This is a genomic window from Alkaliphilus serpentinus (assembly GCF_009017255.1).
GTDB lineage: Bacteria > Bacillota > Clostridia > Peptostreptococcales > Natronincolaceae > Alkaliphilus_D > Alkaliphilus_D serpentinus.
Genome location: NZ_WBZB01000025.1, coordinates 77,912 through 98,238, shown reverse-complemented (window position 1 = coordinate 98,238; position 20,327 = coordinate 77,912). Strand labels below are relative to the sequence as shown.

The window sequence follows — 20,327 nt, the reverse complement described above, 5'->3', positions numbered from 1 at the left end:
AAAACAAAAGCATTTTAACCATCCAAAATTAACTCATGAAATGCTTTTGTTCAAACATAAAGGTTATGAAGTTTAATAAGAAGCTTAAAATATAATAGGAGGGATAGGGTATAGTGGTAAAACTAATTACTGGAAAGGAAGAATTAATCAAAACCATTAGGGCGATAGTAGGTAAAAGTAGAAAAGTTCATGAGATCCTTTTATCGAGTATTTTTGATGAGGATATTTTTAATTTAATAAATAGTATTGTTGAGAGCCAACCCAATATTAATCTCAGATTTCTTATTTCCCATCTTGATCATAAGCTTTATTTCTTAGAAAGAGTAGAGGACTATCATAAGCATATAAGAGTAAATGCAAAATGTAGGTATAAGTTTATTATGATTGAAAAGAACATCTTTTTCATATCTGGAAGTTACAAGGACAAAGATTATAATATGGATGGAACTGATTTAATCCTACATCTTAAAGGGAATAAACAATTTTATGATGATTTTTGCAAGATGGTTGAAAACTGTTGGGAAACAGCCCTAGAATTGGATATATAGAGCTGTTTTGCTAAAATTCCTAGAGATAAGGATTTACATTTATTTAAGAATTGTTTCGTTGCTTTCTATGATATACTAAATAAGGAAAAACTTATAAGGATCTATTGTTTTATATTAGATATAAAGTAGTTATCTATTAAAAAATAATAAATCCTCAATATGATTTGGGAGGGTTAAAAATGAAAAAAAGGCTCTTGTTGTTTTTTTTAATCTTAGTATTAATTTTCTCCACAGTTTCTACATTTGCATTTAATACATCGGAAGCTAACAACATAAATCCATTAATCAGCGTTGACGGACAGATAATTGACGCAACGAATTATGAAATCTATATCTCAGAAGATGGCACAATCATGTATCCCTTGAGATTAATCAGTGAGGGGCTAGGTGCTGAAGTAGGCTGGGAGCCAACGAAAAATAGTGCCAGTGTTATTGATGATCAAGATGAGATATGGATTAATCCAAATACAAAGGTAGTGACGGTAAATGGGGTAGAAAAGAAGTTAGACTATCCCATAGAATTTAAAGAATCAAGGATCTATGTAACCTATGAATTCATCAGTGAAATATTAGGAGCTAGATTTGAGATTAATGCAGATACCAAAGCAATCAGTTTGCAGAAACCATCTGTAAACACAGAAAGCCTTGAGTTAACCGCTTCTCAACAGAATACTAAAGATGCTTTAGTTTCATACCTAACCAGTCTTGAGCTTCATAGAAACTTCTCGGGACAGATTTTAGTAGCTAAAGATAACCAAGTTCTAATAGATCGTTCCTATGGGTATTCAGATTATGAAAATCATATAAAGGCCTTTAATACAACAACCTTTGCAATTGGTTCTGTGACTAAACAATTCACTGCAGCTGCTATTATTCAGCTAGCTGAAGATAATATGTTATCCTATGATGATAAAGTATCTAAGTATTTTAGTGAGGTTTCTTATGGCGACGAAATAACCATACATCAGCTCCTCACCCATACCTCGGGGCTTTATAATTATACAATGATGTTACCTGAGTTTGCAGGTATGGATATATCAGAATTAACCTTTGAAAAAATCATTTCCTTGATACAAGATAAACCATTGGATTTTGAACCTGGAAAGGGATGGAATTATTCCAATACGGGCTATCTTATTTTAGGGGAGATTGTAGAACAGGTTTCTGGTGAAACCTTAGAAAAATATTTACAAGATAACATTTTCATCCCTCTTGGAATGGAGAATACAGGTGTAGCTTTCAAACTAGAGGATAAGCTTGTAGAGGCCAATGGCTATTCAGGCAATATGGATGTTGTACTAGACACTGCTGATAGCTTATTGTTGAATGTGGCCTATGGTGCTGGATTTTTACACTCAACTGCACAAGATCTTTATAAATGGAACAGGGCTTTACATGAGGGAAAGATTGTATCTACTGATGGTCTAGTTAAAATGTATGGAAAGTCGCCAGATATGGAGCTATTGGCACCCTATGGTTACGGATTAATGTTTAACTATAGTGAGGAGTATGGAGAAGAAATCTTCCATGGTGGTAATACAATTGGATTTACAAGTGAAAATGCGATTTTCACCGATGAGAATACTCAGATTATTATTCTTACTAACAAAGGGTATGCAGACCTTACAAGTATTAAATATAACATTGCAAGTATATTAAAGGGTAACGTAGTAGCTCCATTAGGAGAGCTTACCTATATTACAGTATCTGAAGAACAATTAAGTAAATATACTGGTACCTACGAAATCAAAGATCTCCTTGTGATTGATATCTTTGTAAAAGATGGGAAGCTAATGCTTCAAGGGGAGGGCCAACCAGCCATCGAACTAGAACCATTATCAGAAACAAAATACGAATCTTCATCCTTCGGTATAGCGATTGAATTTGACAGTAAGGATACACCAAAGGAGTTCATTCTTTATCAAGCAGGGCAACAATTTACAGCACAATTGTTAGAATAGACTCAGATAGAGACTCCTTTTGTGAGGGGAACTCATATAAGTATTCTAGAAGAAGACACAACAGTGTCTTCTTTTTTTCGTTATCTTTATAAATAGAGAATAGTTACTTCCTTATCGGAGACACTAATCTTGAATATATATTAAAGGAGGTGTCTTCAATATGCCAGGAAAAGCTAAGCAATATGTAGACCAGAGTATGACATCAGTACAAAGTACAGTAAGTACATTACAACAAGCACTAAGCTCAGCAGAAAAACCAGATAATAAAAACAAGATTCAACAAGCCATAAACGCACTGAACAATGCCCAACAACAACTATCTGGGTATCAAGATTAAGTTGTAAAAGAGGAACCCACAATAATGCCCTTTAGGTTATAACCCACCTAGATGGGCATTATTCTATTTGACTAAAACTAGATATAGGGTCCTAATGACTAAGGGGTTATCATGTAAAAGACTATGTATAATCACCTTCGCCCCCTACAAAGGCGCCGGCCATAACTGCAAATTGCACATCTGTTCTTACATTGATGTCTTTTCCTGGTACTAAATTGTTATTTTTGAGAACATATTCTAGCACCATGTTGGGCATTCCACCCTTTCTTCCCCCTAGTATTTCCTTACCCCTTAAATCTTCGAAGGTAAAATCCTCATCAGCTTCCCTTGAAACGATAAAGGAACCATCCCTTTGAGTAAGTTGAGCAAAGTTTAAGGCAGGATCCTCTGCACCCTGATTGAATACGTAAATGGATGCTTCGGGTCCCATAAAGCCTATTTCCACTTGTTCACTAAGTAATGCAGCCATAGTTTTGTCTGCTCCGCCTCCATCAATCAGCTCTATATCGATTCCTTCTTCCTTAAAGAAGCCCTCAGATATCGCTACGTATTGAGGAGCATAGAATACTGAATGGGTAACCTCCATAAGTCTAATTTTGGTTAAACCCTCTTCTTTTTGCTGGCAACCCATAAATGCAACCAATGAAATTATGATGATGATGGCCAGTGACGACAACAGCTTAGATTTTCTCATTCATATCACCTCTTATAAATATTTAGCCTACTAATCCATTATATTCATCGCATTAGCATGTGTTCCTTTGAATAGGATTTAATAAACAGGCATAAAATTATATATACAACTGTAATAAAAGTAAAGATATGGAGGGGATGGCATGTCTTGGAGCATAAAGCTTTCGCCGGGTAAAAATCGGTATGGATATATAAAGGGAGAAATTGATCACTTCCAATGGTATGCATTGGTACATAAGGATAATGTAGATTATGGGATAGATCCAATAAGTCTTAATGAGGGCACAGGTAGAATTTCACGGCTATGTATCTATAAGGATATACCTATGTCCTCCTATACTAAGAGATTGATATACGCCAACTATAAAAGGAAGTGGGATGTTTTTAATAGCAGCTATGAGGATATGATTCGATATTTAGTTGAATACCTAGACAGAATTTACTCAATAAGATTAGTAAAGTAATAGATTGTTTGATTTTTTTGATTGAATGCTATAATATGGAATATAAGCCACATAAATATTTTCAATCTGATTTGTCGAATATAAATAATAAATGATTTATTAGATAGAATATTAATTAGACTAAATAGAAAAGAGGGGTAGAATGAATATACCAAATCTATTAACAATATTACGATTTGCACTTATACCAGTCTTCATTCTCGTCTTTTTTTCCTCATCTCCTAATTCCACCCTTTATGCCTTAATCATTTTTTTGGTGGCTGGAATCACCGATGTTCTAGATGGATATATTGCAAGGAAATATAATTTAGTTACAAAATGGGGCCAGGCTATGGACCCACTGGCAGACAAATTAATGCAAATGACGGTTTTGATATCCTTTACCATCAAAAAATTTATCCCTACATGGATCACCTTTGTTGTAGGGATAAAGGAAACCTTGATGGTGGCAGGAGGATTATTTCTTTATCATAGGATGGGTAAAGTTGTAATACCTGCCAATAGGTACGGTAAGCAGGCTACTGTACTATTTTATTTTGCCATTACATGGCTTGTCTTTGATCTACCATTGGCCACAACCATTATCTCCCTGATGGCGTTTTTTGCTGCCTTTGCTTTTCTAAATTACCTAAAGCTTGGTCTCAAGGAGGTTCGAGAAAGAAAAATTCAAAATACACCTTGACAATTTTAGAAAAAGAAATATAATAAATTCTAATAATAAAAAAATATTTAATAAGCTTAGATGAAGAGGAGTAGATATCAAATTCCTTAAGAGAGAAGAGCCCGTGGCTGAAAGGCTTTTCAGGACAATGGATATTGAAGGTAGCTTCGGAGCTTTTGCACTGAACCAAAGTAGGTGCAAACGGGAAATCGTTAAATTTATAAAGAGCCTATACGTTATTTAGTGTAGGAATTAAGGTGGTACCGCGAAAACAAACCCTTCGTCCTTATTTTAGGATGGAGGGATTTTTTAATTGGGGGAATAAAATGAAAAGTAAAAAATAAAAAGTAAAAAAAATGAGATGGCTACTTGATAGGTGAGTTAAGGAGTTATTTAGATTTTAATTTTCAATTTTGGAATTTATTTTTACCCTAAAAGACAATAATAGAAATTTTTATGATAAAATTTCTTCAATAATTCAACATTCAACATTCAACATTCAACATTCAACATTCAACATTCAACATTCAACATTCAACATTCAACATTCAACATTCAACATTTAACATTACTTTTAGAAAGGTGTTGATAGCATGTTCAATTTTGGTATATTTCTGCTACTATTGGGGGCAGTTCTAGTATATGCCACAGTACCAATAATAAAAATATTTAATATAACAACCACCAAAGGCATTTTAGTAGTCAAATTAAGCGGCTTAGCCTTAGCAGTAATCGGTGCAATCATCATGTTTTTTGCACAGTTTCCCCAGAGGCTAGAATTTTTAAGGCTTATATAAATTAAAGGAGGAATTTTTATGATCAATAATTTATCCATAACCTATGATCCAAAGGATTTTGAAGATCGCATTTATCATAGCTGGGAAGAAAAGGGATACTTTAGACCAAAGGTGGACCCTAATAAAAAACCCTATTCAATCGTGTTACCACCACCAAATATTACTGGACAGCTTCATATGGGTCATGCCCTAGATCATACCCTTCAGGATGTATTAATTAGATGGAAGAGGATGCAGGGCTATGAAACCCTATGGCAGCCCGGGACAGACCATGCCAGTATCGCCACAGAGGTTAAGGTTGTGGAAAAAATAAAAGAAGAAGAGGGACTTACAAAGCAGGATGTTGGTAGAGAAGGCTTTCTTCAAAGGGCATGGAAGTGGAAGGAAGAATATGGAGGCCGTATAGTTGAACAGATGAAAAAGCTTGGCGACTCCTGTGATTGGTCTAGAGAAAGATTTACAATGGACCAGGTGCTAAATGACGCAGTTATAGAGGTGTTTCTTCAGCTATATAATAAAGGCTTAATCTATAGAGGAAATAGGATTATCAACTGGTGTCCTGAATGTAAAACCTCATTATCAGACGCCGAAGTTGAGCATGAAGATAAAAATGGATTCTTTTGGCACATTAACTACCCTGTAGTAGGTATGGAGGGTAAATATGTTGAGATCGCTACAACTAGGCCGGAAACCATGCTGGGAGATACAGCAGTAGCTGTTAACCCTACAGATGAGCGATATAAGGATCTCATTGGAAAAACCCTAATGCTGCCCCTTATGAATCGAGAAATTCCAGTAATCGCCGACGACTATGTAGATTCTGAATTTGGTACTGGGGCGGTAAAAATCACTCCAGCCCATGACCCCAACGATTTTGAGGTAGGATTAAGACATAATCTCCCACAATTAGTTGTAATGAATGACGATGCCACCATCAATGAAAAGGGTGGTAAATATGCAGGGCTAGATCGATATGCTGCTAGAAAAGAAGTTGTTAAAGACTTAGAGGAGCTTGGCTTACTGGTAAAGGTAAAGGACCATACCCACAGTGTAGGCCAGTGCTATAGATGCAATACCGTTGTAGAACCTTTAACCTCCCTTCAATGGTTTGTTAAAATGGAACCATTGGCCAAACCGGCAATTGAAGCCGTTAGGAATGGAGAAATTAAATTTGTACCTGAAAGATTTTCTAAGGTTTATCTCCACTGGCTGGAGAATATTAGAGATTGGTGTATATCAAGACAGCTTTGGTGGGGCCACAGAATACCTGCCTACTACTGTCAGGATTGCGGTGAGGTGATAGTATCTAAGGAGGCACCAAATAGCTGTAAAAAATGCAAGGGTTCTAGCTTTAAGCAGGATGAGGATGTTTTAGATACATGGTTTAGCTCAGCCCTATGGCCCTTCTCAACTCTCGGATGGCCTAAGAAAACAGAGGAGCTGGAATACTTCTATCCCACCGATGTTTTGGTAACAGGATATGATATAATCTTTTTCTGGGTTGTAAGGATGGCCTTTTCTGGATTGGAATTTATGAAGGAGGTACCCTTCAAGCATGTATTCATGCATGGAATTGTTAGAGATGCTGAGGGGCGAAAGATGAGTAAATCTCTAGGAAATGGTATAGATCCCTTGGAGATCATAAATCAGTATGGTGCAGATGCATTAAGATTCACTCTGCTAACTGGCAACTCTCCAGGAAATGATATGCGCTTCCATGTGGAAAAACTAGAGGCCAGCAGGAATTTTGCCAATAAGCTATGGAATGCTACACGATTTGTATTGATGAACCTTGATGTAGATAATATTGATAGAGCCTCAGTAGAAGCAAATTTCACTACAGCAGACCATTGGATTATGTCACGTATGAATCAGCTCATTAAGGAAGTAACAGAAAATATGGATCGGTTTGAGCTAGGTTTAGCCGCCCAAAAGCTCTATGACTTTATTTGGAGCGAGTATTGTGACTGGTACATTGAATTGACTAAACCAAGACTTTATGGTGAAAATCAAGAAAACAGAAAAACCGTACAATACACATTAACCTATATACTAGAAAACATATTAAAGCTTCTACATCCCTTTATGCCCTTTATCACAGAGGAGATTTGGGGAACCCTAGCCACTGTAAAGGGTGACGTTATTGTTTCACCTTGGCCTCAATACAATGAAGGGGAAGTAAATTACAAAGCTGAGGAAGAAATGAATCTAATCATGGGAATCATAAAGAGTATCAGAAATGTTAAGGCAGAAATGAATGTTGCCCCATCAAGGAAGGCTAAAATGGCAGTGTTGCCTTCAAAGGCTGAAGTGGGGGAGATTATTGAAGGTGCTAAGCAGTATTTCTTTACCCTTGCAAATATCTCAGAAATCCAATTGGTTGACAGTAAGGAAGAAATCCCAGCTGACTCTGTTTCCATCGTTGCAGAGGGAGCAGAGATATTCCTGCCTCTAGAGGATCTAATTGACTTTGAAAAGGAAATTGAACGTTTAGAGAAGGAGAAGCAAAAGCTAGAGGGAGAAATAAAGAGGGTAGTTGGAAAACTCTCCAATGAAGGCTTCTTGAAGAAGGCTCCCGAAAAGCTGATTGAGGAGGAGCGAGAAAAGCAAACAAAATATCAGCAAATGCTGGATACCGTGTTGGAGAGATTGGCTTCTTTAAAGGGTAAGGCTTAAGAGTAGATAAGACATCTGGGATTAGAAGAATGAACCCTTCTAATCCCATTATAAATGAAGTGGAGGAAGAAAAATGAACTATCAGCAAGCTTTAGAACACATTCATGGGACCTACAAATTTGGTAGTAAGCTGGGAATAGAAAATATTAAATATCTTTTGAGTATGTTAGGGGATCCCCACAAGAAGCTAAAGGTTATACATATAGCCGGAACCAATGGTAAGGGGTCTACAGCCTCCTTCCTTCATCAAATTCTTATGGAGGAGGGATATCGAGTAGGCTTATATACTTCACCCTATTTAGAAAGCTTTACAGAAAGAATAAAGATTAATGGAGAGAATATAGCCGAAGAAAAACTGGCAAGGATTACAGAAATCGTTAAAGAGAAAATTGAAGAGATGGTTCAGGAAGGAAGAAATCATCCTACTGAATTTGAGGTGGTAACAGCCATAGCCTTCTACTATTATGCAGAAGAAGCTATAGACCTCTTAGTGCTGGAGGTAGGGCTTGGAGGTAGATTGGATGCAACAAATGTAGTTGAAAATCCCTTGTTATCAATAATAACCCCTATAGGCTTCGATCATATGGAGTATTTAGGCGATACCCTAGAAAAAATAGCCTTTGAGAAGGCCGGGATTATAAAGGAAAACTGTCCAACGGTTGTTTATCCTCAGGAACCAGGTGTTATAGAGGTCTTTAAAGAGGTATGTAAAGAGAGAAAAAGTAGTCTAGAAGTGGCTAATTTTGAGGATATAATCCTTCATAGGGCTTCTATAGAAGAACAAAGTTTCACCACCACCATATTGGGGGAGGAATATAAGGATTTAAAAATTAAGCTGATCGGTCAGCATCAAATATATAACTCAATCACAGCCTTAACGGCTATTGAGGTATTAAAGAGAAGGGCGGATATTAAGGTTTCTAAAACTGCCATATATAAGGGCTTGGAAAATACCCGATGGCCAGGTCGTCTAGAAATTGTAGGTCAGAGCCCGTTGATAATCATTGACGGTGCCCATAATATTCATGGTGCCGTTGCTTTAAAGAATAGTATAGAGCTATATCTTAAGGATTATTCTGTAACCTTGGTTTTAGGAATGCTGCAGGATAAGGATGTTGAAGGCTTTACCTCCCTTGTAGTTCCTTTAGTTGACAGGGTAATAGCCACAAAGCCCGACAATCCAAGGGCTATGGATGCTAATAATCTAGCTGAGAAGCTTACGGCCTTTGGAAAGGAATTGTTTGCTGAGAATGACATAGCCAAGGCTGTAGACTTAGCCATTGGTAACACCCCTGCAGGAGGCGTAGTGCTTGTTGCCGGCTCATTATATATGATCGGTGAGGCCAGAAGATATATTAGATCAATGAACAATTAATTAAGTTTAAGATACTTTAGTACCAACAATATAGCTGATATAAAATCTGACAATTCCATATTTCTTAATCACACATCCCCTTATTCCTCATAAGATAAGTATATAGATAGGCAACAATAGGATTGGTATTGGTGATATTGGTTATGTGGGGTGATGGTTAGATGGATTTGTATAGTGGAGTTATCATTATTTCTAATTATTATGACGACTCTATTTCAATTGTAGATACAAAGGAGGGTAAGGAGATTAAGAGAATAAGCCTGATTAAGGACAATCTGTTGTATCCTCCAGCCCATTTCGGACCCCATCACATCGCAGTTGAAGGAAATACAAAATTTCTCTATGTACCCAATACCTATCATAATAGCTTAGCTATCATCGATTTAATTACAGGAAAGCTGACGGATATACTATATGTTGGTAGCTGCCCCAGTCAGGTTGTTTTATGTAAGAAATATAATTTAATCTATGTTGCCAACTCAGATTCCAATAGCGTTTCAGTAATTCAAATGGACTCCCTCAAGATGATCCTCCAGATACCCACCGGACAAATGCCCCATGGTATGGTTTTATCAAAGGATCAGGAGAGACTATTTGTAGCCAACCAAGGTTCCAAAACCATTACTGAGATCATTACTGAAAAAAACATTAAGAGAAAGTGTTATTCGGTGGATGGTAACCCATGGCATTTAAAGCTCAGTAGTGACGGTAAATTGTTGTTTGCAGTTCATTATAGCCATCTTTACCAGCGTAAGGGTAAGATATTTGTCTACAGAGTTGAGGACATGGAACTTATGAATACAATAGCTATTGGAAAGATGCCTGTAGAGGTTGCTTGTGATAAGATAAATGAACGATTATATATAAGTGATTCGGATATGGATGTCCTCCATGTTTATAATCTACAAGCAAATAAAGCCGAAGAACCAATTAATGTAGGTAAAATGCCCCACGGCTTAGAAATGGACTATGAAAAAGAAGAAATTTATGTAACAGGAATCCATAGTAATACCCTTCATGTAGTTGATTTTAAGAATAAAACCATAAAAAAAACCATAAGTGTAGGTAAAGAGCCTACAAGCATCGTAATCATATAATAAAAGCCAACTGTACCTTTGAAAATACAGTTGGCTTTTTAGTTTAGTCTATTATAAGGACATTGATCAGCTTTCCATAAAGATCCTGCCCATTATTCCTCCAGTTTTCGCAAATCTCTCGTGCCTGCTTATTACTGGCCACGTTAAGACTTAGGTTAAAGGTGGTTTGACCATTTTCAACCACTTGAAGCTTAACCAGAAAATCTGAATCTCCAAGCTTTATGTACTCTGCTGACATTTCTGCCTGCTTTTGAAGCTCTTCCTTTTTTGAAAGAAGCAAATCATCTACTTTCTTGATCATAGAAGAAGGAATTCTATCTAAGAAATAGTTTAAAGTACTAATTCCTTTGTCTGTAATTACAAAATACTGTTTATAATTCCTTTCCTCTTCTACAACAAATTCTGATTCCTTTAATTCTCCAAGAAACAGCTGTAGAGTGAAATAATTCATGATATCATTTTCTAGGACGAAGTCTGTAATCTGACTTTGAGTAACGGGGATTTCTAGCTCTTTTAGAATATATAAAAGCAAAAGTTTCTTTTCTGCCATTTGTTGAGATGAATGTACAAACATAATTTTTCCCTCCTAAGTAATCCATATATTTAGTTTAAATCATTTTTATATATTTTAAAAGTAGTTATATCATGATAAAAAAATTTTTAAGGGTAGTTAAAGAATATAAATAGTAACTGTCGATTATTTGGACACTGTAGTGAAATCATACAATCAGTAAAATTTGATGAATTACAGTAGTGTAGATTGAAGGGATAGAAAAACGTCCATATATTGGACATATGGTAAAGGAAATAGTTAAAAAATAAACAAATAAAAATTGTCAAATAAAATCCTGTGCATTCTGTAGGTTGTTTATAAAAGCCTTAATATCTCTGGACTTAACTGATTGATCCATGACATATATTATAATGAATCATTATTTTTGGCATAGCACTTGCGTATATAACGACAATAAAATACAATATAAGGGGGATACATTGTGAAAGGAAAAACAATATCTGAAATTGTAATAGGGGACAAGGCTTCTTTTCAAAAGACCATAACAGAGACAGATGTATACTTATATGCAGGAATCACTGGGGACTTGAATCCAGCCCATATTAATGAAAGCTATAGTAAGGAAAGCTTTTTCAAAGGGAGGATTGTCCATGGAATGCTTACATCGGGGTTGATATCAGCTGTTTTAGGTACTCAGCTGCCGGGGCCGGGAACCATTTATTTATCCCAGGAATTAAGGTTCCATGCACCCGTTCGGTTTTCAGATACCATTGTTGCAGAAGTAGAGGCAATAGAGATTATTGCTGAAAAAAATAGAGTGAAGTTCAATACCATATGTAAAAATCAAAATGATGAAGTTGTTCTTTCGGGAACTGCTTTTGTTATGCCCCCAAAATAATTCTAACAACTAAAAGGAGGTAGGAATTGATGAATTTCAATTTATCAAAGGAACATGTGATGCTTCAAAAGATGTATAGGGAGTTTACTGAAAAGGAAGTTAAGCCCTATGCTGAAGAAGTGGATGAAAGAGAAGAATTTCCAGTTGAGACTGTTAAAAAGTTAAGCAGATATGGATTTATGGGTATTCCTATTCCTAAAGAATATGGAGGGGCAGGTGGCGACAATATAGCCTATGCTATGGCGGTAGAAGAGCTGTCGAAGGCTTGTGCTACTACTGGGGTGATTGTTTCTGCCCATACATCCTTATGTGCAGTACCCATATTGGAGTTTGGAACTGAAGAGCAAAAGCAAAAGTATTTAGTTCCCTTGGCAAAGGGGGAAAAGCTAGGAGCCTTTGGACTAACAGAGCCTAATGCTGGTACAGATGCTTCTGCCCAACAAACCACAGCTATTTTAGATGGGGATAATTATATTCTAAATGGAACGAAGATTTTTATAACCAATGCTGGTTATGCGGATATATATATTATTATGGCCATGACCGACAAGAGTCAAGGCACAAGGGGAATATCAGCCTTTATAGTAGAAGCTGAAACTGAAGGTTTTACCGTTGGAAAAAAAGAGGCGAAATTAGGGATAAAGGGCTCTGCCACCTGTGAGTTAATTTTTGAAAACTGTAGGATTCCAAAGGCCAACTTGCTTGGTAAGGTTGGTAAGGGCTTCGGAATTGCAATGAAAACCCTAGATGGCGGACGGATAGGGATCGCTGCTCAAGCCCTAGGTATTGCCCAAGGCGCTTTAGATGAAACCATAGGATATGTTAGAGAAAGACGCCAATTCGGAAAACCCCTGTCATACTTCCAAAATACACAATTTCAATTGGCAGATATGCATACCAAAATTGAAGCTTCAAGGATGCTAGTATATAAAGCTGCCTTTAATAAAAGCAATAATATGCCCTATTCAATGGAAGCAGCTATGGCGAAGCTTTATGCCGCAGAAACGGCAATGGAGGTAACTACAAAGGCCGTACAGCTCCATGGAGGATATGGATATACGAGGGAATACCCAGTGGAGAGAATGATGAGGGATGCAAAGATCACTGAAATCTATGAGGGAACATCTGAGGTGCAGAAAATGGTTATTTCTGCTCACTTGTTAAAGTAGAGGAGGATATATAGATGAATATTATTGTTTGTATTAAACAAGTACCTGATACAACGGAAGTTCGATTGGATCCTGTAACTGGAACACTGATTCGGGATGGAGTACCTAGTATCATCAATCCCGATGACAAAAGTGGTCTTGAAGCTGCTTTAAAGCTTAAAGAAGAGATGGGGGCAAAGGTAACAGTCCTGACAATGGGGCCTCCTCAGGCTGAGGTGGCTTTAAGGGAAGCCTTAGCTATGGGGGCTGACCGAGGCATTCTTCTTACCGACAGAGCCTTTGCAGGAGCTGATACCTGGGCAACCTCCTGTACTTTAGCTGCAGCTATCCGTAAGATTGATTATGATTTAATCATCGCAGGTAGGCAAGCCATTGATGGAGATACAGCCCAAGTTGGACCACAGATTGCAGAGCATCTCGGCCTACCCCAGGTAAGCTATGTAGAAGACTTAAAAACAGAAGGAGATAAACTAATCCTAAAAAGAATGTTTGAGGATGGCTATCACTTAGTCAGGGTAAATACTCCTTGTTTAATTACTACATTAAAGGAAATGAATGAACCTCGTTATATGTCGGTAATGGGGATATTGGATGCCTATAGAGAAAAGGAAGTCGAGGTATGGGGCTTAAAGGATATTGAAATAGATTCTGGAAATTTGGGCCTTCAAGGGTCACCTACAAAGGTGAAGAAATCCTTCACCAAGGGGGCTAAGACGGCAGGAAAGCTGTATGAGGTAGATTCTAAGGAAGCTGCTAAAATTATTGTAGAAAAGCTAAAGGAAAAATATATTATCTAAATAGGAGGGATACCATGGCTATATCTGAATATAAAGGTGTTTGGGTTTTTGCTGAGCAAAGGGGTGGCGAAATCCTAAACGTGTCTTTAGAGTTGTTGGGTAAAGGTAGAGAATTAGCTGATTCATTGGGAACAAAGCTAACGGCGGTATTGTTGGGAGATCAGGTGAAGGATATCGCCTCTGAGTTAATACATTATGGCGCAGATGAGGTAATTGTGGTAGAGGATAAATTACTAAAGGTTTACATGACTGAAACCTATACGAAGGTAATGACTAAGGTGATTAATGAGAGGAAGCCTGATATCATTTTAATGGGAGCCACTGCGATTGGTAGGGATTTAGCCCCTAGGGTTTCTGCCAGGATCCATACCGGCTTGACAGCTGATTGTACTAGCCTTGAAATTGAAGAAGACACAAAAAATCTGTTAATGACAAGGCCCGCCTTTGGGGGAAATATTATGGCTACCATCATCTGCCCCGATCATAAACCCCAAATGTCTACCGTGAGGCCCGGGGTAATGGTTAAAATGGAACGAGATGAGTGTAGAAGTGGAGAAATTATTGAATTGTCATCGGAATTAACGGAGAAGGATGTAAACGTTGAGATTATAGAAATTGTTAAAGAAGAAAAGGCAAAAATGAAAATTGAAGAAGCTGAGGTTTTAGTGTCAGGTGGAAGGGGCTTAGGTAAGAAGGAAAACTTTGCTACACTGGAACTACTAGCTAAAGAGCTGGGGGGGCTTGTTTCAGGCTCTCGAGCAGTGGTAGATGCAGGATGGATCGATCGAGATTATCAAGTGGGACAAACGGGAAAAACCGTAAGACCCAACTTATATATTGCCTGCGGAATATCAGGAGCCATTCAGCATGTTACAGGAATGGAGGACTCTGACTTAATCATAGCCATTAACAAAAATTCTACCGCACCCATATTTGAGGTGGCCGATGTAGGTATCGTAGGAGATGTAGAAAAGGTTATTCCTGCTGTTATAGAGGAGTTAAAGGCCCTTAAAGAGGCTAAATAAATATCAAAAATGATTCTTCTACCCCTATTTTTTTAAATAATGAGAAATCTGCGGAGATAAGAATAAAAGAAGGAGAAAATTACAGATACAATAACCCCTGAGAGATAGTCCCCAACATATGACAGTATAGTATTTTCAATGTCTGAGCCGAAGGTGAGTTTTGAAAATACCTGTGATTTTTGAGTTCATCCTGCCTTTTGACCGAGAGCCAATTTCTCAGTTTTAAAATATAGGGGTCAATAACCTCAAAAGAAAATGCCCTGCTGAAGGGCATTTTCTTTTAAATCTATTTATTTGACATACTTCTTTCTGCATGCTCAATGAGACGCTTTACCATATAGCCTCCAACATAACCATTTTCCCTTGAAGTTAAGTTTCCTTTATCAATTTCTTCATAGTTACTTAATCCTAATTCCGATGCAATTTCTAGCTTCATTTGATTAAGAGCTTGACGAGCTTCGGGAACAACAATACGATTTCTACTTCGTGCCATAGTTTTTCCGCCTCCTTCAATCTTAATCTTTTTCAACACAGTATTTCTGTGTATTTATAGTGTGTCCAGCTTCGTAAAAATCTATGTTAGAAGTATTTATCTATACTACTTAAATATTGCCAAAGTGTGACATAATGCTTTCACTAAGCTTTTTTGATATAATGGATTAGAGGAGGGATGCTTAGATGAAGGAGCTTCAAGAGAAGCTACTGAATATTCTTGTAGCAGAAGGAGTAGCTAAAGTTGGATTTAGTTATGTAGGGGATCTTTTACCTGAAAGATATAAACATTTAAAAAGTGCCGTCACTGTTGCAATAAGGTTGTCACAACAGATCATTGATGATATTGATATAAATTTAGGACCAACCCACACCTATTTTCATCATTATAGAACGGTTAATACCTTTATAGATCAAACCACATTAAAGACAAGCAATATTTTGGAAAATTGGGGTTATCTAGCCATGGCCGTTCCAGCATCCCAATCAATTAATAAAGATGGATGGAAATATCAAAGCTTATTTCCCCATAGAACAGCAGCCACTAGATCGGGAATAGGCTGGATAGGGAAAAATTCCTCTTTAGTTACTGAAGAATTTGGGCCAAGGATTCGGTTAGGTACTGTTTTAACCAATATGGAATTTGATTATCATACACCAATAGTTGTATCCTTATGTGGTAAATGTGATATCTGTGTTAAAGCTTGCCCTGCCAATGCCCTTGTTGGCGGCCTGTGGAAAGCTGGTATGAATCGAGAAAAGCTATTGGATCCCCATGCTTGTAGCCAGCATATGCACAAAGCCTATCAGCATATTGGTAGAGGCGCAGTTTGTGGTATTTGCATTAAGGCTTGCCCTAAAGGTGTAAGAATAAAAGGCTAGGGTAGTGTAAACTACCCTAGGTTAACTTATCCTTTATTGGCCTTTTTACATCCTTTCTAAATCCTACCCAGTGACTGCTTTCCAACTGGGATTTTTGGGATTTTGCTTCCCGGTGAAAGTGTCTATCTTCCTTTTTAAAGGTTTTTGAACTGGCTTCAACTTGGTTGCCATTGATATTGGTCCATTGACTTCTTCTTATAGACATGAAATCACCTCTTTCTTTTAGATGGATGAAAAAATTAGGCTTAGTTATATTATTACCTGAAGCTGTGGCTTTAATTGAATCAATAAATGTCAAACCTTACAGCATTAACATTATATAATTTTTACAACTGGAGGAATAAACTTGAAAAAATTTATAAAAATATTGATAACTTCTATACTTATAGTTACCCTACTAGGGGGCTGTAGCAAACCAATGATCGCTGATGAAATAGAGTCAAAGGATTCAGGAGAAATAGCAGACCCGATTACGGAACCTATAAATGAAGAAAAAGATCCTATAGAGGCTCCTGTAGAGGAGCTTCCAGAAGAAGACCCTGGGGTAGAAGAGATTGATTTAAATGTCGTGAAGCCCAATGAGGCAGGAGAAATTATGGTTCTGATGTATCATCATATTAGAGAACCTGAGGCTGAATGGGCAAGAACTCCAGATAATTTCAGAAGAGACCTGCAGGAATTGTATGATAGAGGGTACAGGCCCATAAGTTTATATGATTATGCAACTGGAAATATCACCACTGAAGCAGGTTTCACTCCTGTGGTTTTTACCTTTGATGATGGAAATCAAAATAACTTTAATATGCTGCAGGATGATAATGGTGAGTGGTATATCGATCCTGATAGTGCTGTGGGGGTATTGGTAGACTTCCATGAGAAAAATCCTGATTTCCCTTTGGAAGCCACCTTCTTTATTAATGGTGGTGTGCCCTTTGGACAAAAGGAACTCATTGAGTACAAGCTAAAATATATTGTTGATTCTGGGATGGATATTGGTAATCACACGATGACCCACATCAACTTTACAAATGCTACACCAGAAAAGATTCAGGAGGAAATGGGCAGACTGATTAAGTTTGTAAAGGGTTATCTACCGGATTATGAAATCAAGACCCTAGCACTGCCCTTTGGCTCTAAACCTAAAAACCCTGATTGGTTAGGCTACTTGGTCTCTGGTAAGTATGAAGATGTAGAATATAACCATGCGGCTGTGTTGGAGGTTGGTTGGGATCCCTACAATTCTCCCTTTCATACTAATTTTACCCCATCAAAAATTAGAAGGGTAAGGGCCAGTGAAACAAAGGTTGACGGAATTGGAATGTATGATTGGATGGGGGCCTTTGATAAAGGTAGTAGAGTTAGATATATTAGTGATGGAAACCCTGACATGGTAACAATCCTTGAAAAGGATGCTGACAAGCTAAGGGAGGACCTTGGTGATAGGGAGATTAGGGAGTATAGGATAGAGTAAGATTAAAGATTATAGATGAGAGATTATATATTAAAGATAAAAGAGCAAGTGAATAGTTTAAGGCAGGTAATAGGGAGTAAGTAAGGGAAGCCAATGGCTTCCCTTATTTTGTGGTTTTGTGGAGCCTTCTAGGGGTTATGCAGGATAGTCATAAACCATATAACAGATGAAAAATAAGTAAAAATTGTCGAAATATACAGAAATTTCTCTAACGGTTTGTTATAAAAAATATCCAATATATGTTATTATAGTAACTAGAAGAATAGAAATAATTTTGTTATGTGCATCTTTTTAAATTTTTGCACCTATTGTTCTAGCTTTTAAGGTTTACTAAAGAATACATACTAAGGGTATTTATTTAAAATTAATTTTCAACTGGTAATTTATCATAATATTAATTCAATTATTACAAAGGAGGTGAGTACATGAAAAAGTATGTAGCTCCTAAAGCAAAGGAAATCCAATTTCCGGCAGCATTAATGCCAGATATGCCAAAGTAAGCTAGGATTTTCAGCATATGAACAGACAATGTTAATTCATTATCTGTTCATATGTACTTTTTCAAACAGGGGGGTAACTATGGATTCTATTGAAATAAAGCAAAGAAATATTATTCTTAACAAGAAGGATATACTTGAAAAACTCGATTATGAAGAAGAAGATATTATTTTTTTAGGTGGTTCGCTTATAGAAGGTAGCATTAATAAGCTTTCCAATGGAATGGGCAATAAATTATCTGATATTGATGTTTTTATTTTATCGAATGACATAAAAAAAATTCAAAAATCAAAGCTGGACTATGACAAAGAATATCTTAAAACTCAATTTAAAAGATTATGTAGTATAAGCCTAGATATTGAAATATACTCAAAGCAAGTGATTTTAGATTTAATTGAACAGTTAAATAATTGTGACTTTAATACTAACATAAGAACATTTAATTTATTAAATTTACCAGTTGGGTTTGATTTGAATAGCTTTACTTCATTTATACATAGGTTTTTAAATGGAATTCCAGTATATAATGAAGAGGTGTTTTATCAGATTAGTAATTTTTTAAAAAGGGATAATTATTTTAAATTAATGGTAAGGTTAGCAGTAAATAACGTTGATGTTTTTTACGAGGATGCAATAGGTAACATTCAAAATCATCAATATGAAGTGGCTCTAGTAGTTGCAAGAAATATTTTGTTAGAAACAATGAAGGCATACATTTTTAATAAAAAAACGTCACTAGATAGAGATAAATGGATTCCCTTAAAGCTGAAGAACTTAGGACTTTATGATGAAGAAGTAGAAACGCAATATAAAACCTTTGCTAAATTATATTATGAAGAAAAATTAGATGAAAGAAACAATATTAGATTAAACGTTGAAAAGATAATTAACTTCTCTAACGAAATAATACAAAAAATTGGACAAGATGGAGGTATTTAGTATGGTTCGAAATGTTTATAAAAGAAATATTCTTTATAGGATAAGAAAATTAGATAATAGAAATATTTTGTTTGGTCCTAGTCATTGCCTAGAACTAAATGAACTAGCATTATTAATTTGGAATAATCTTAACGGAGAGAATAATACGGAGTATTTAATAAACTTAATTCAGTCTCAGTATGAAGAGATTGATAAAGAGACTATAGAAAAAGATATATTAGATTTCATTGAAGGATTAGCTGACAAAAATATTATTAATGCATGTGTATAGATTATGAGTACTGATAGTGCGGTAATGAAAATGAATGAAAACCTATTATGGTTTAGTGTGCTAGTTCTTTCTATTTTAGCGTTCTTTGTTGATATTAAATATGTAGTATTATTATTTTTTTGGACAATGATTATAGTTTTTGTAGGTAATGCCAAAAGATTTTATTCAGAAAAGAATTATGGACTTTTTACAGTTATTAGAAGATCATTATATGTTATACCATATTTACTACCTTTATTAACTGATTTTAAACTAGATATTAAATGTGATTACTTGCTTTTCTGGTGTTCTTTAGGTTTATTTATTGGAGTAGCGTTTATTGCCCCTAAGTATAAAGACTGGCGTATTGCATTATCTATGGATATTATTGAATTCTCAAGAAAAAGTTCTAGAGTATATTATTACACTCAAGTTTTCATGTTATTGGGTGCTGCAATAAGTGAAGAGATTTTCTTTAGAAATTTTATTATTGGATATACTACTCAAGGATATTGGTATATTTCTATTCTTTTAAGCTGTGTATTGTTCTTTTTGAATCACTTTGGTGTTAAGTGGAACAATGGTTTTAAGAAGTATGACTATATTGTGCAAATAACATTTGCTTTGATTAACTCAATCCTTTATATTTTATCTAAATCAATATTACCATGTATTATTGCTCATGTGACATATAATTCCCCACATATACTACATTCAATTAAAAGCTACTATTATCATTATCACTTTACTAAGAATAGCCAATATCAGATTTAATAAAGGAGG

22 protein-coding genes and 1 other annotated feature are annotated in these 20,327 nt (G+C 36.1%); of the genes, 18 read left to right on the top strand and 4 right to left on the bottom strand.

Features of this window, described 5'->3' with window-relative positions:
• Positions 1 to 113: 113 nt before the first annotated feature.
• The 3 genes from F8153_RS08750 (at position 114) to F8153_RS16090 (ending at position 2,846) form a co-directional block, all read left to right on the top strand.
• Positions 114 to 548 carry a hypothetical protein gene (locus F8153_RS08750; protein ID WP_151865979.1) on the top strand — a complete coding sequence of 145 codons (435 nt, stop codon included), beginning with the start codon at positions 114 to 116 and terminating at the stop codon, positions 546 to 548.
• 179 nt (positions 549 to 727) lie between these two features.
• Positions 728 to 2,509 carry a serine hydrolase gene (locus tag F8153_RS08745; RefSeq protein ID WP_151865978.1) on the top strand — a complete coding sequence of 594 codons (1,782 nt, stop codon included), beginning with the start codon at positions 728 to 730 and terminating at the stop codon, positions 2,507 to 2,509.
• A gap of 160 nt (positions 2,510 to 2,669) precedes the next feature.
• Complete coding sequence (locus F8153_RS16090) at positions 2,670 to 2,846, top strand: hypothetical protein (RefSeq protein ID WP_192929738.1); 177 nt, start codon at positions 2,670 to 2,672, stop codon at positions 2,844 to 2,846.
• 121 nt (positions 2,847 to 2,967) lie between these two features.
• Here F8153_RS16090 and F8153_RS08740 read toward each other — a convergent pair whose 3' ends face one another.
• On the bottom strand, positions 2,968 to 3,540 hold the full coding sequence (locus tag F8153_RS08740; RefSeq protein WP_151865977.1) for an ABC transporter substrate-binding protein: 573 nt from the start codon (positions 3,538 to 3,540) through the stop codon (positions 2,968 to 2,970).
• Between the two features lie 142 nt (positions 3,541 to 3,682).
• Between F8153_RS08740 and F8153_RS08735 the strand changes: the two genes are divergently transcribed.
• The 6 genes from F8153_RS08735 to F8153_RS08710 all read left to right on the top strand — a co-directional run bounded on the left by F8153_RS08735 (position 3,683) and on the right by F8153_RS08710 (position 10,609).
• Positions 3,683 to 4,003, top strand: coding sequence for a DUF7678 domain-containing protein (locus F8153_RS08735; protein ID WP_151865976.1), 321 nt, complete (start codon positions 3,683 to 3,685; stop codon positions 4,001 to 4,003).
• 142 nt (positions 4,004 to 4,145) lie between these two features.
• Entirely contained in the window at positions 4,146 to 4,685 is a 540-nt protein-coding gene (gene pgsA, locus F8153_RS08730; RefSeq protein ID WP_151865975.1) for a CDP-diacylglycerol--glycerol-3-phosphate 3-phosphatidyltransferase, read from the top strand.
• Between the two features lie 48 nt (positions 4,686 to 4,733).
• Positions 4,734 to 4,955 (top strand) — a binding site (T-box leader).
• 302 nt (positions 4,956 to 5,257) lie between these two features.
• On the top strand, positions 5,258 to 5,461 hold the full coding sequence (locus F8153_RS08725) for a hypothetical protein (RefSeq protein WP_151865974.1): 204 nt from the start codon (positions 5,258 to 5,260) through the stop codon (positions 5,459 to 5,461).
• Between the two features lie 18 nt (positions 5,462 to 5,479).
• Positions 5,480 to 8,137 (top strand): valine--tRNA ligase, encoded by a 2,658-nt coding sequence (locus F8153_RS08720; protein WP_151865973.1) that lies wholly within the window; start codon positions 5,480 to 5,482, stop codon positions 8,135 to 8,137.
• A gap of 73 nt (positions 8,138 to 8,210) precedes the next feature.
• Complete coding sequence (locus tag F8153_RS08715; RefSeq protein WP_151865972.1) at positions 8,211 to 9,512, top strand: bifunctional folylpolyglutamate synthase/dihydrofolate synthase; 1,302 nt, start codon at positions 8,211 to 8,213, stop codon at positions 9,510 to 9,512.
• A gap of 161 nt (positions 9,513 to 9,673) precedes the next feature.
• Complete coding sequence (locus F8153_RS08710; protein ID WP_151865971.1) at positions 9,674 to 10,609, top strand: YncE family protein; 936 nt, start codon at positions 9,674 to 9,676, stop codon at positions 10,607 to 10,609.
• Positions 10,610 to 10,652: 43 nt separating this feature from the next.
• Here the strand turns inward: F8153_RS08710 and F8153_RS08705 are convergent, their stop codons facing one another.
• A complete protein-coding gene (locus tag F8153_RS08705) occupies positions 10,653 to 11,183 on the bottom strand; it encodes a DUF4364 family protein (RefSeq protein ID WP_151865970.1) in 531 nt (176 codons plus the stop codon).
• Between the two features lie 421 nt (positions 11,184 to 11,604).
• Here F8153_RS08705 and F8153_RS08700 point away from each other — a divergent pair, with 421 nt between their 5' ends.
• The 4 genes from F8153_RS08700 to F8153_RS08685 are packed head-to-tail and all read left to right on the top strand — an operon-like array spanning position 11,605 to position 15,012.
• Positions 11,605 to 12,021 (top strand): MaoC family dehydratase, encoded by a 417-nt coding sequence (locus F8153_RS08700; RefSeq protein ID WP_151865969.1) that lies wholly within the window; start codon positions 11,605 to 11,607, stop codon positions 12,019 to 12,021.
• Between the two features lie 29 nt (positions 12,022 to 12,050).
• On the top strand, positions 12,051 to 13,190 hold the full coding sequence (locus F8153_RS08695) for an acyl-CoA dehydrogenase (RefSeq protein ID WP_151865968.1): 1,140 nt from the start codon (positions 12,051 to 12,053) through the stop codon (positions 13,188 to 13,190).
• Positions 13,191 to 13,204: 14 nt separating this feature from the next.
• Complete coding sequence (locus tag F8153_RS08690; RefSeq protein ID WP_151865967.1) at positions 13,205 to 13,987, top strand: electron transfer flavoprotein subunit beta/FixA family protein; 783 nt, start codon at positions 13,205 to 13,207, stop codon at positions 13,985 to 13,987.
• Positions 13,988 to 14,001: 14 nt separating this feature from the next.
• Complete coding sequence (locus tag F8153_RS08685) at positions 14,002 to 15,012, top strand: electron transfer flavoprotein subunit alpha/FixB family protein (RefSeq protein ID WP_151865966.1); 1,011 nt, start codon at positions 14,002 to 14,004, stop codon at positions 15,010 to 15,012.
• Positions 15,013 to 15,298: 286 nt separating this feature from the next.
• Here F8153_RS08685 and F8153_RS08680 read toward each other — a convergent pair whose 3' ends face one another.
• On the bottom strand, positions 15,299 to 15,505 hold the full coding sequence (locus F8153_RS08680) for an alpha/beta-type small acid-soluble spore protein (protein WP_151865965.1): 207 nt from the start codon (positions 15,503 to 15,505) through the stop codon (positions 15,299 to 15,301).
• A gap of 185 nt (positions 15,506 to 15,690) precedes the next feature.
• On the opposite strand from F8153_RS08680, the gene F8153_RS08675 reads away from it, so the two are divergent.
• The gene (locus F8153_RS08675) at positions 15,691 to 16,386 is read left to right on the top strand and encodes a 4Fe-4S double cluster binding domain-containing protein (protein ID WP_151865964.1); all 696 of its coding nucleotides are present in this window, start codon (positions 15,691 to 15,693) and stop codon (positions 16,384 to 16,386) included.
• A 16-nt stretch (positions 16,387 to 16,402) separates the two neighbouring features.
• Here F8153_RS08675 and F8153_RS08670 read toward each other — a convergent pair whose 3' ends face one another.
• Positions 16,403 to 16,591, bottom strand: coding sequence for a hypothetical protein (locus tag F8153_RS08670; RefSeq protein WP_151865963.1), 189 nt, complete (start codon positions 16,589 to 16,591; stop codon positions 16,403 to 16,405).
• A 141-nt stretch (positions 16,592 to 16,732) separates the two neighbouring features.
• On the opposite strand from F8153_RS08670, the gene F8153_RS08665 reads away from it, so the two are divergent.
• The 4 genes from F8153_RS08665 to F8153_RS08650 all read left to right on the top strand — a co-directional run bounded on the left by F8153_RS08665 (position 16,733) and on the right by F8153_RS08650 (position 20,318).
• Complete coding sequence (locus tag F8153_RS08665; protein ID WP_151865962.1) at positions 16,733 to 17,857, top strand: polysaccharide deacetylase family protein; 1,125 nt, start codon at positions 16,733 to 16,735, stop codon at positions 17,855 to 17,857.
• 579 nt (positions 17,858 to 18,436) lie between these two features.
• On the top strand, positions 18,437 to 19,294 hold the full coding sequence (locus F8153_RS08660) for a hypothetical protein (protein WP_151865961.1): 858 nt from the start codon (positions 18,437 to 18,439) through the stop codon (positions 19,292 to 19,294).
• Between the two features lies 1 nt (position 19,295).
• Positions 19,296 to 19,565, top strand: coding sequence for a PqqD family protein (locus F8153_RS08655; protein ID WP_192929737.1), 270 nt, complete (start codon positions 19,296 to 19,298; stop codon positions 19,563 to 19,565).
• 3 nt (positions 19,566 to 19,568) lie between these two features.
• Entirely contained in the window at positions 19,569 to 20,318 is a 750-nt protein-coding gene (locus tag F8153_RS08650) for a CPBP family intramembrane glutamic endopeptidase (RefSeq protein ID WP_151865959.1), read from the top strand.
• Positions 20,319 to 20,327: the final 9 nt, after the last annotated feature.

What these genes read in the sequence shown, in the direction of transcription:
- F8153_RS08725 (WP_151865974.1), top strand. Translation starts at nt 5,258, where the DNA reads ATGTTCAATTTTGGTATATTTCTGCTACTATTGGGGGCAGTTCTAGTA.
- F8153_RS08655 (WP_192929737.1), top strand. Translation starts at nt 19,296, where the DNA reads ATGGTTCGAAATGTTTATAAAAGAAATATTCTTTATAGGATAAGAAAA.
- F8153_RS08720 (WP_151865973.1), top strand. Translation starts at nt 5,480, where the DNA reads ATGATCAATAATTTATCCATAACCTATGATCCAAAGGATTTTGAAGAT.
- F8153_RS08650 (WP_151865959.1), top strand. Translation starts at nt 19,569, where the DNA reads ATGAGTACTGATAGTGCGGTAATGAAAATGAATGAAAACCTATTATGG.
- F8153_RS08735 (WP_151865976.1), top strand. Translation starts at nt 3,683, where the DNA reads ATGTCTTGGAGCATAAAGCTTTCGCCGGGTAAAAATCGGTATGGATAT.
- pgsA (WP_151865975.1), top strand. Translation starts at nt 4,146, where the DNA reads ATGAATATACCAAATCTATTAACAATATTACGATTTGCACTTATACCA.
- F8153_RS08705 (WP_151865970.1), bottom strand. Translation starts at nt 11,183, where the DNA reads ATGTTTGTACATTCATCTCAACAAATGGCAGAAAAGAAACTTTTGCTT.
- F8153_RS08675 (WP_151865964.1), top strand. Translation starts at nt 15,691, where the DNA reads ATGAAGGAGCTTCAAGAGAAGCTACTGAATATTCTTGTAGCAGAAGGA.
- F8153_RS08660 (WP_151865961.1), top strand. Translation starts at nt 18,437, where the DNA reads ATGGATTCTATTGAAATAAAGCAAAGAAATATTATTCTTAACAAGAAG.
- F8153_RS08685 (WP_151865966.1), top strand. Translation starts at nt 14,002, where the DNA reads ATGGCTATATCTGAATATAAAGGTGTTTGGGTTTTTGCTGAGCAAAGG.
- F8153_RS08690 (WP_151865967.1), top strand. Translation starts at nt 13,205, where the DNA reads ATGAATATTATTGTTTGTATTAAACAAGTACCTGATACAACGGAAGTT.
- F8153_RS08680 (WP_151865965.1), bottom strand. Translation starts at nt 15,505, where the DNA reads ATGGCACGAAGTAGAAATCGTATTGTTGTTCCCGAAGCTCGTCAAGCT.
- F8153_RS16090 (WP_192929738.1), top strand. Translation starts at nt 2,670, where the DNA reads ATGCCAGGAAAAGCTAAGCAATATGTAGACCAGAGTATGACATCAGTA.
- F8153_RS08670 (WP_151865963.1), bottom strand. Translation starts at nt 16,591, where the DNA reads ATGTCTATAAGAAGAAGTCAATGGACCAATATCAATGGCAACCAAGTT.
- F8153_RS08740 (WP_151865977.1), bottom strand. Translation starts at nt 3,540, where the DNA reads ATGAGAAAATCTAAGCTGTTGTCGTCACTGGCCATCATCATCATAATT.
- F8153_RS08695 (WP_151865968.1), top strand. Translation starts at nt 12,051, where the DNA reads ATGAATTTCAATTTATCAAAGGAACATGTGATGCTTCAAAAGATGTAT.
- F8153_RS08710 (WP_151865971.1), top strand. Translation starts at nt 9,674, where the DNA reads ATGGATTTGTATAGTGGAGTTATCATTATTTCTAATTATTATGACGAC.
- F8153_RS08745 (WP_151865978.1), top strand. Translation starts at nt 728, where the DNA reads ATGAAAAAAAGGCTCTTGTTGTTTTTTTTAATCTTAGTATTAATTTTC.
- F8153_RS08715 (WP_151865972.1), top strand. Translation starts at nt 8,211, where the DNA reads ATGAACTATCAGCAAGCTTTAGAACACATTCATGGGACCTACAAATTT.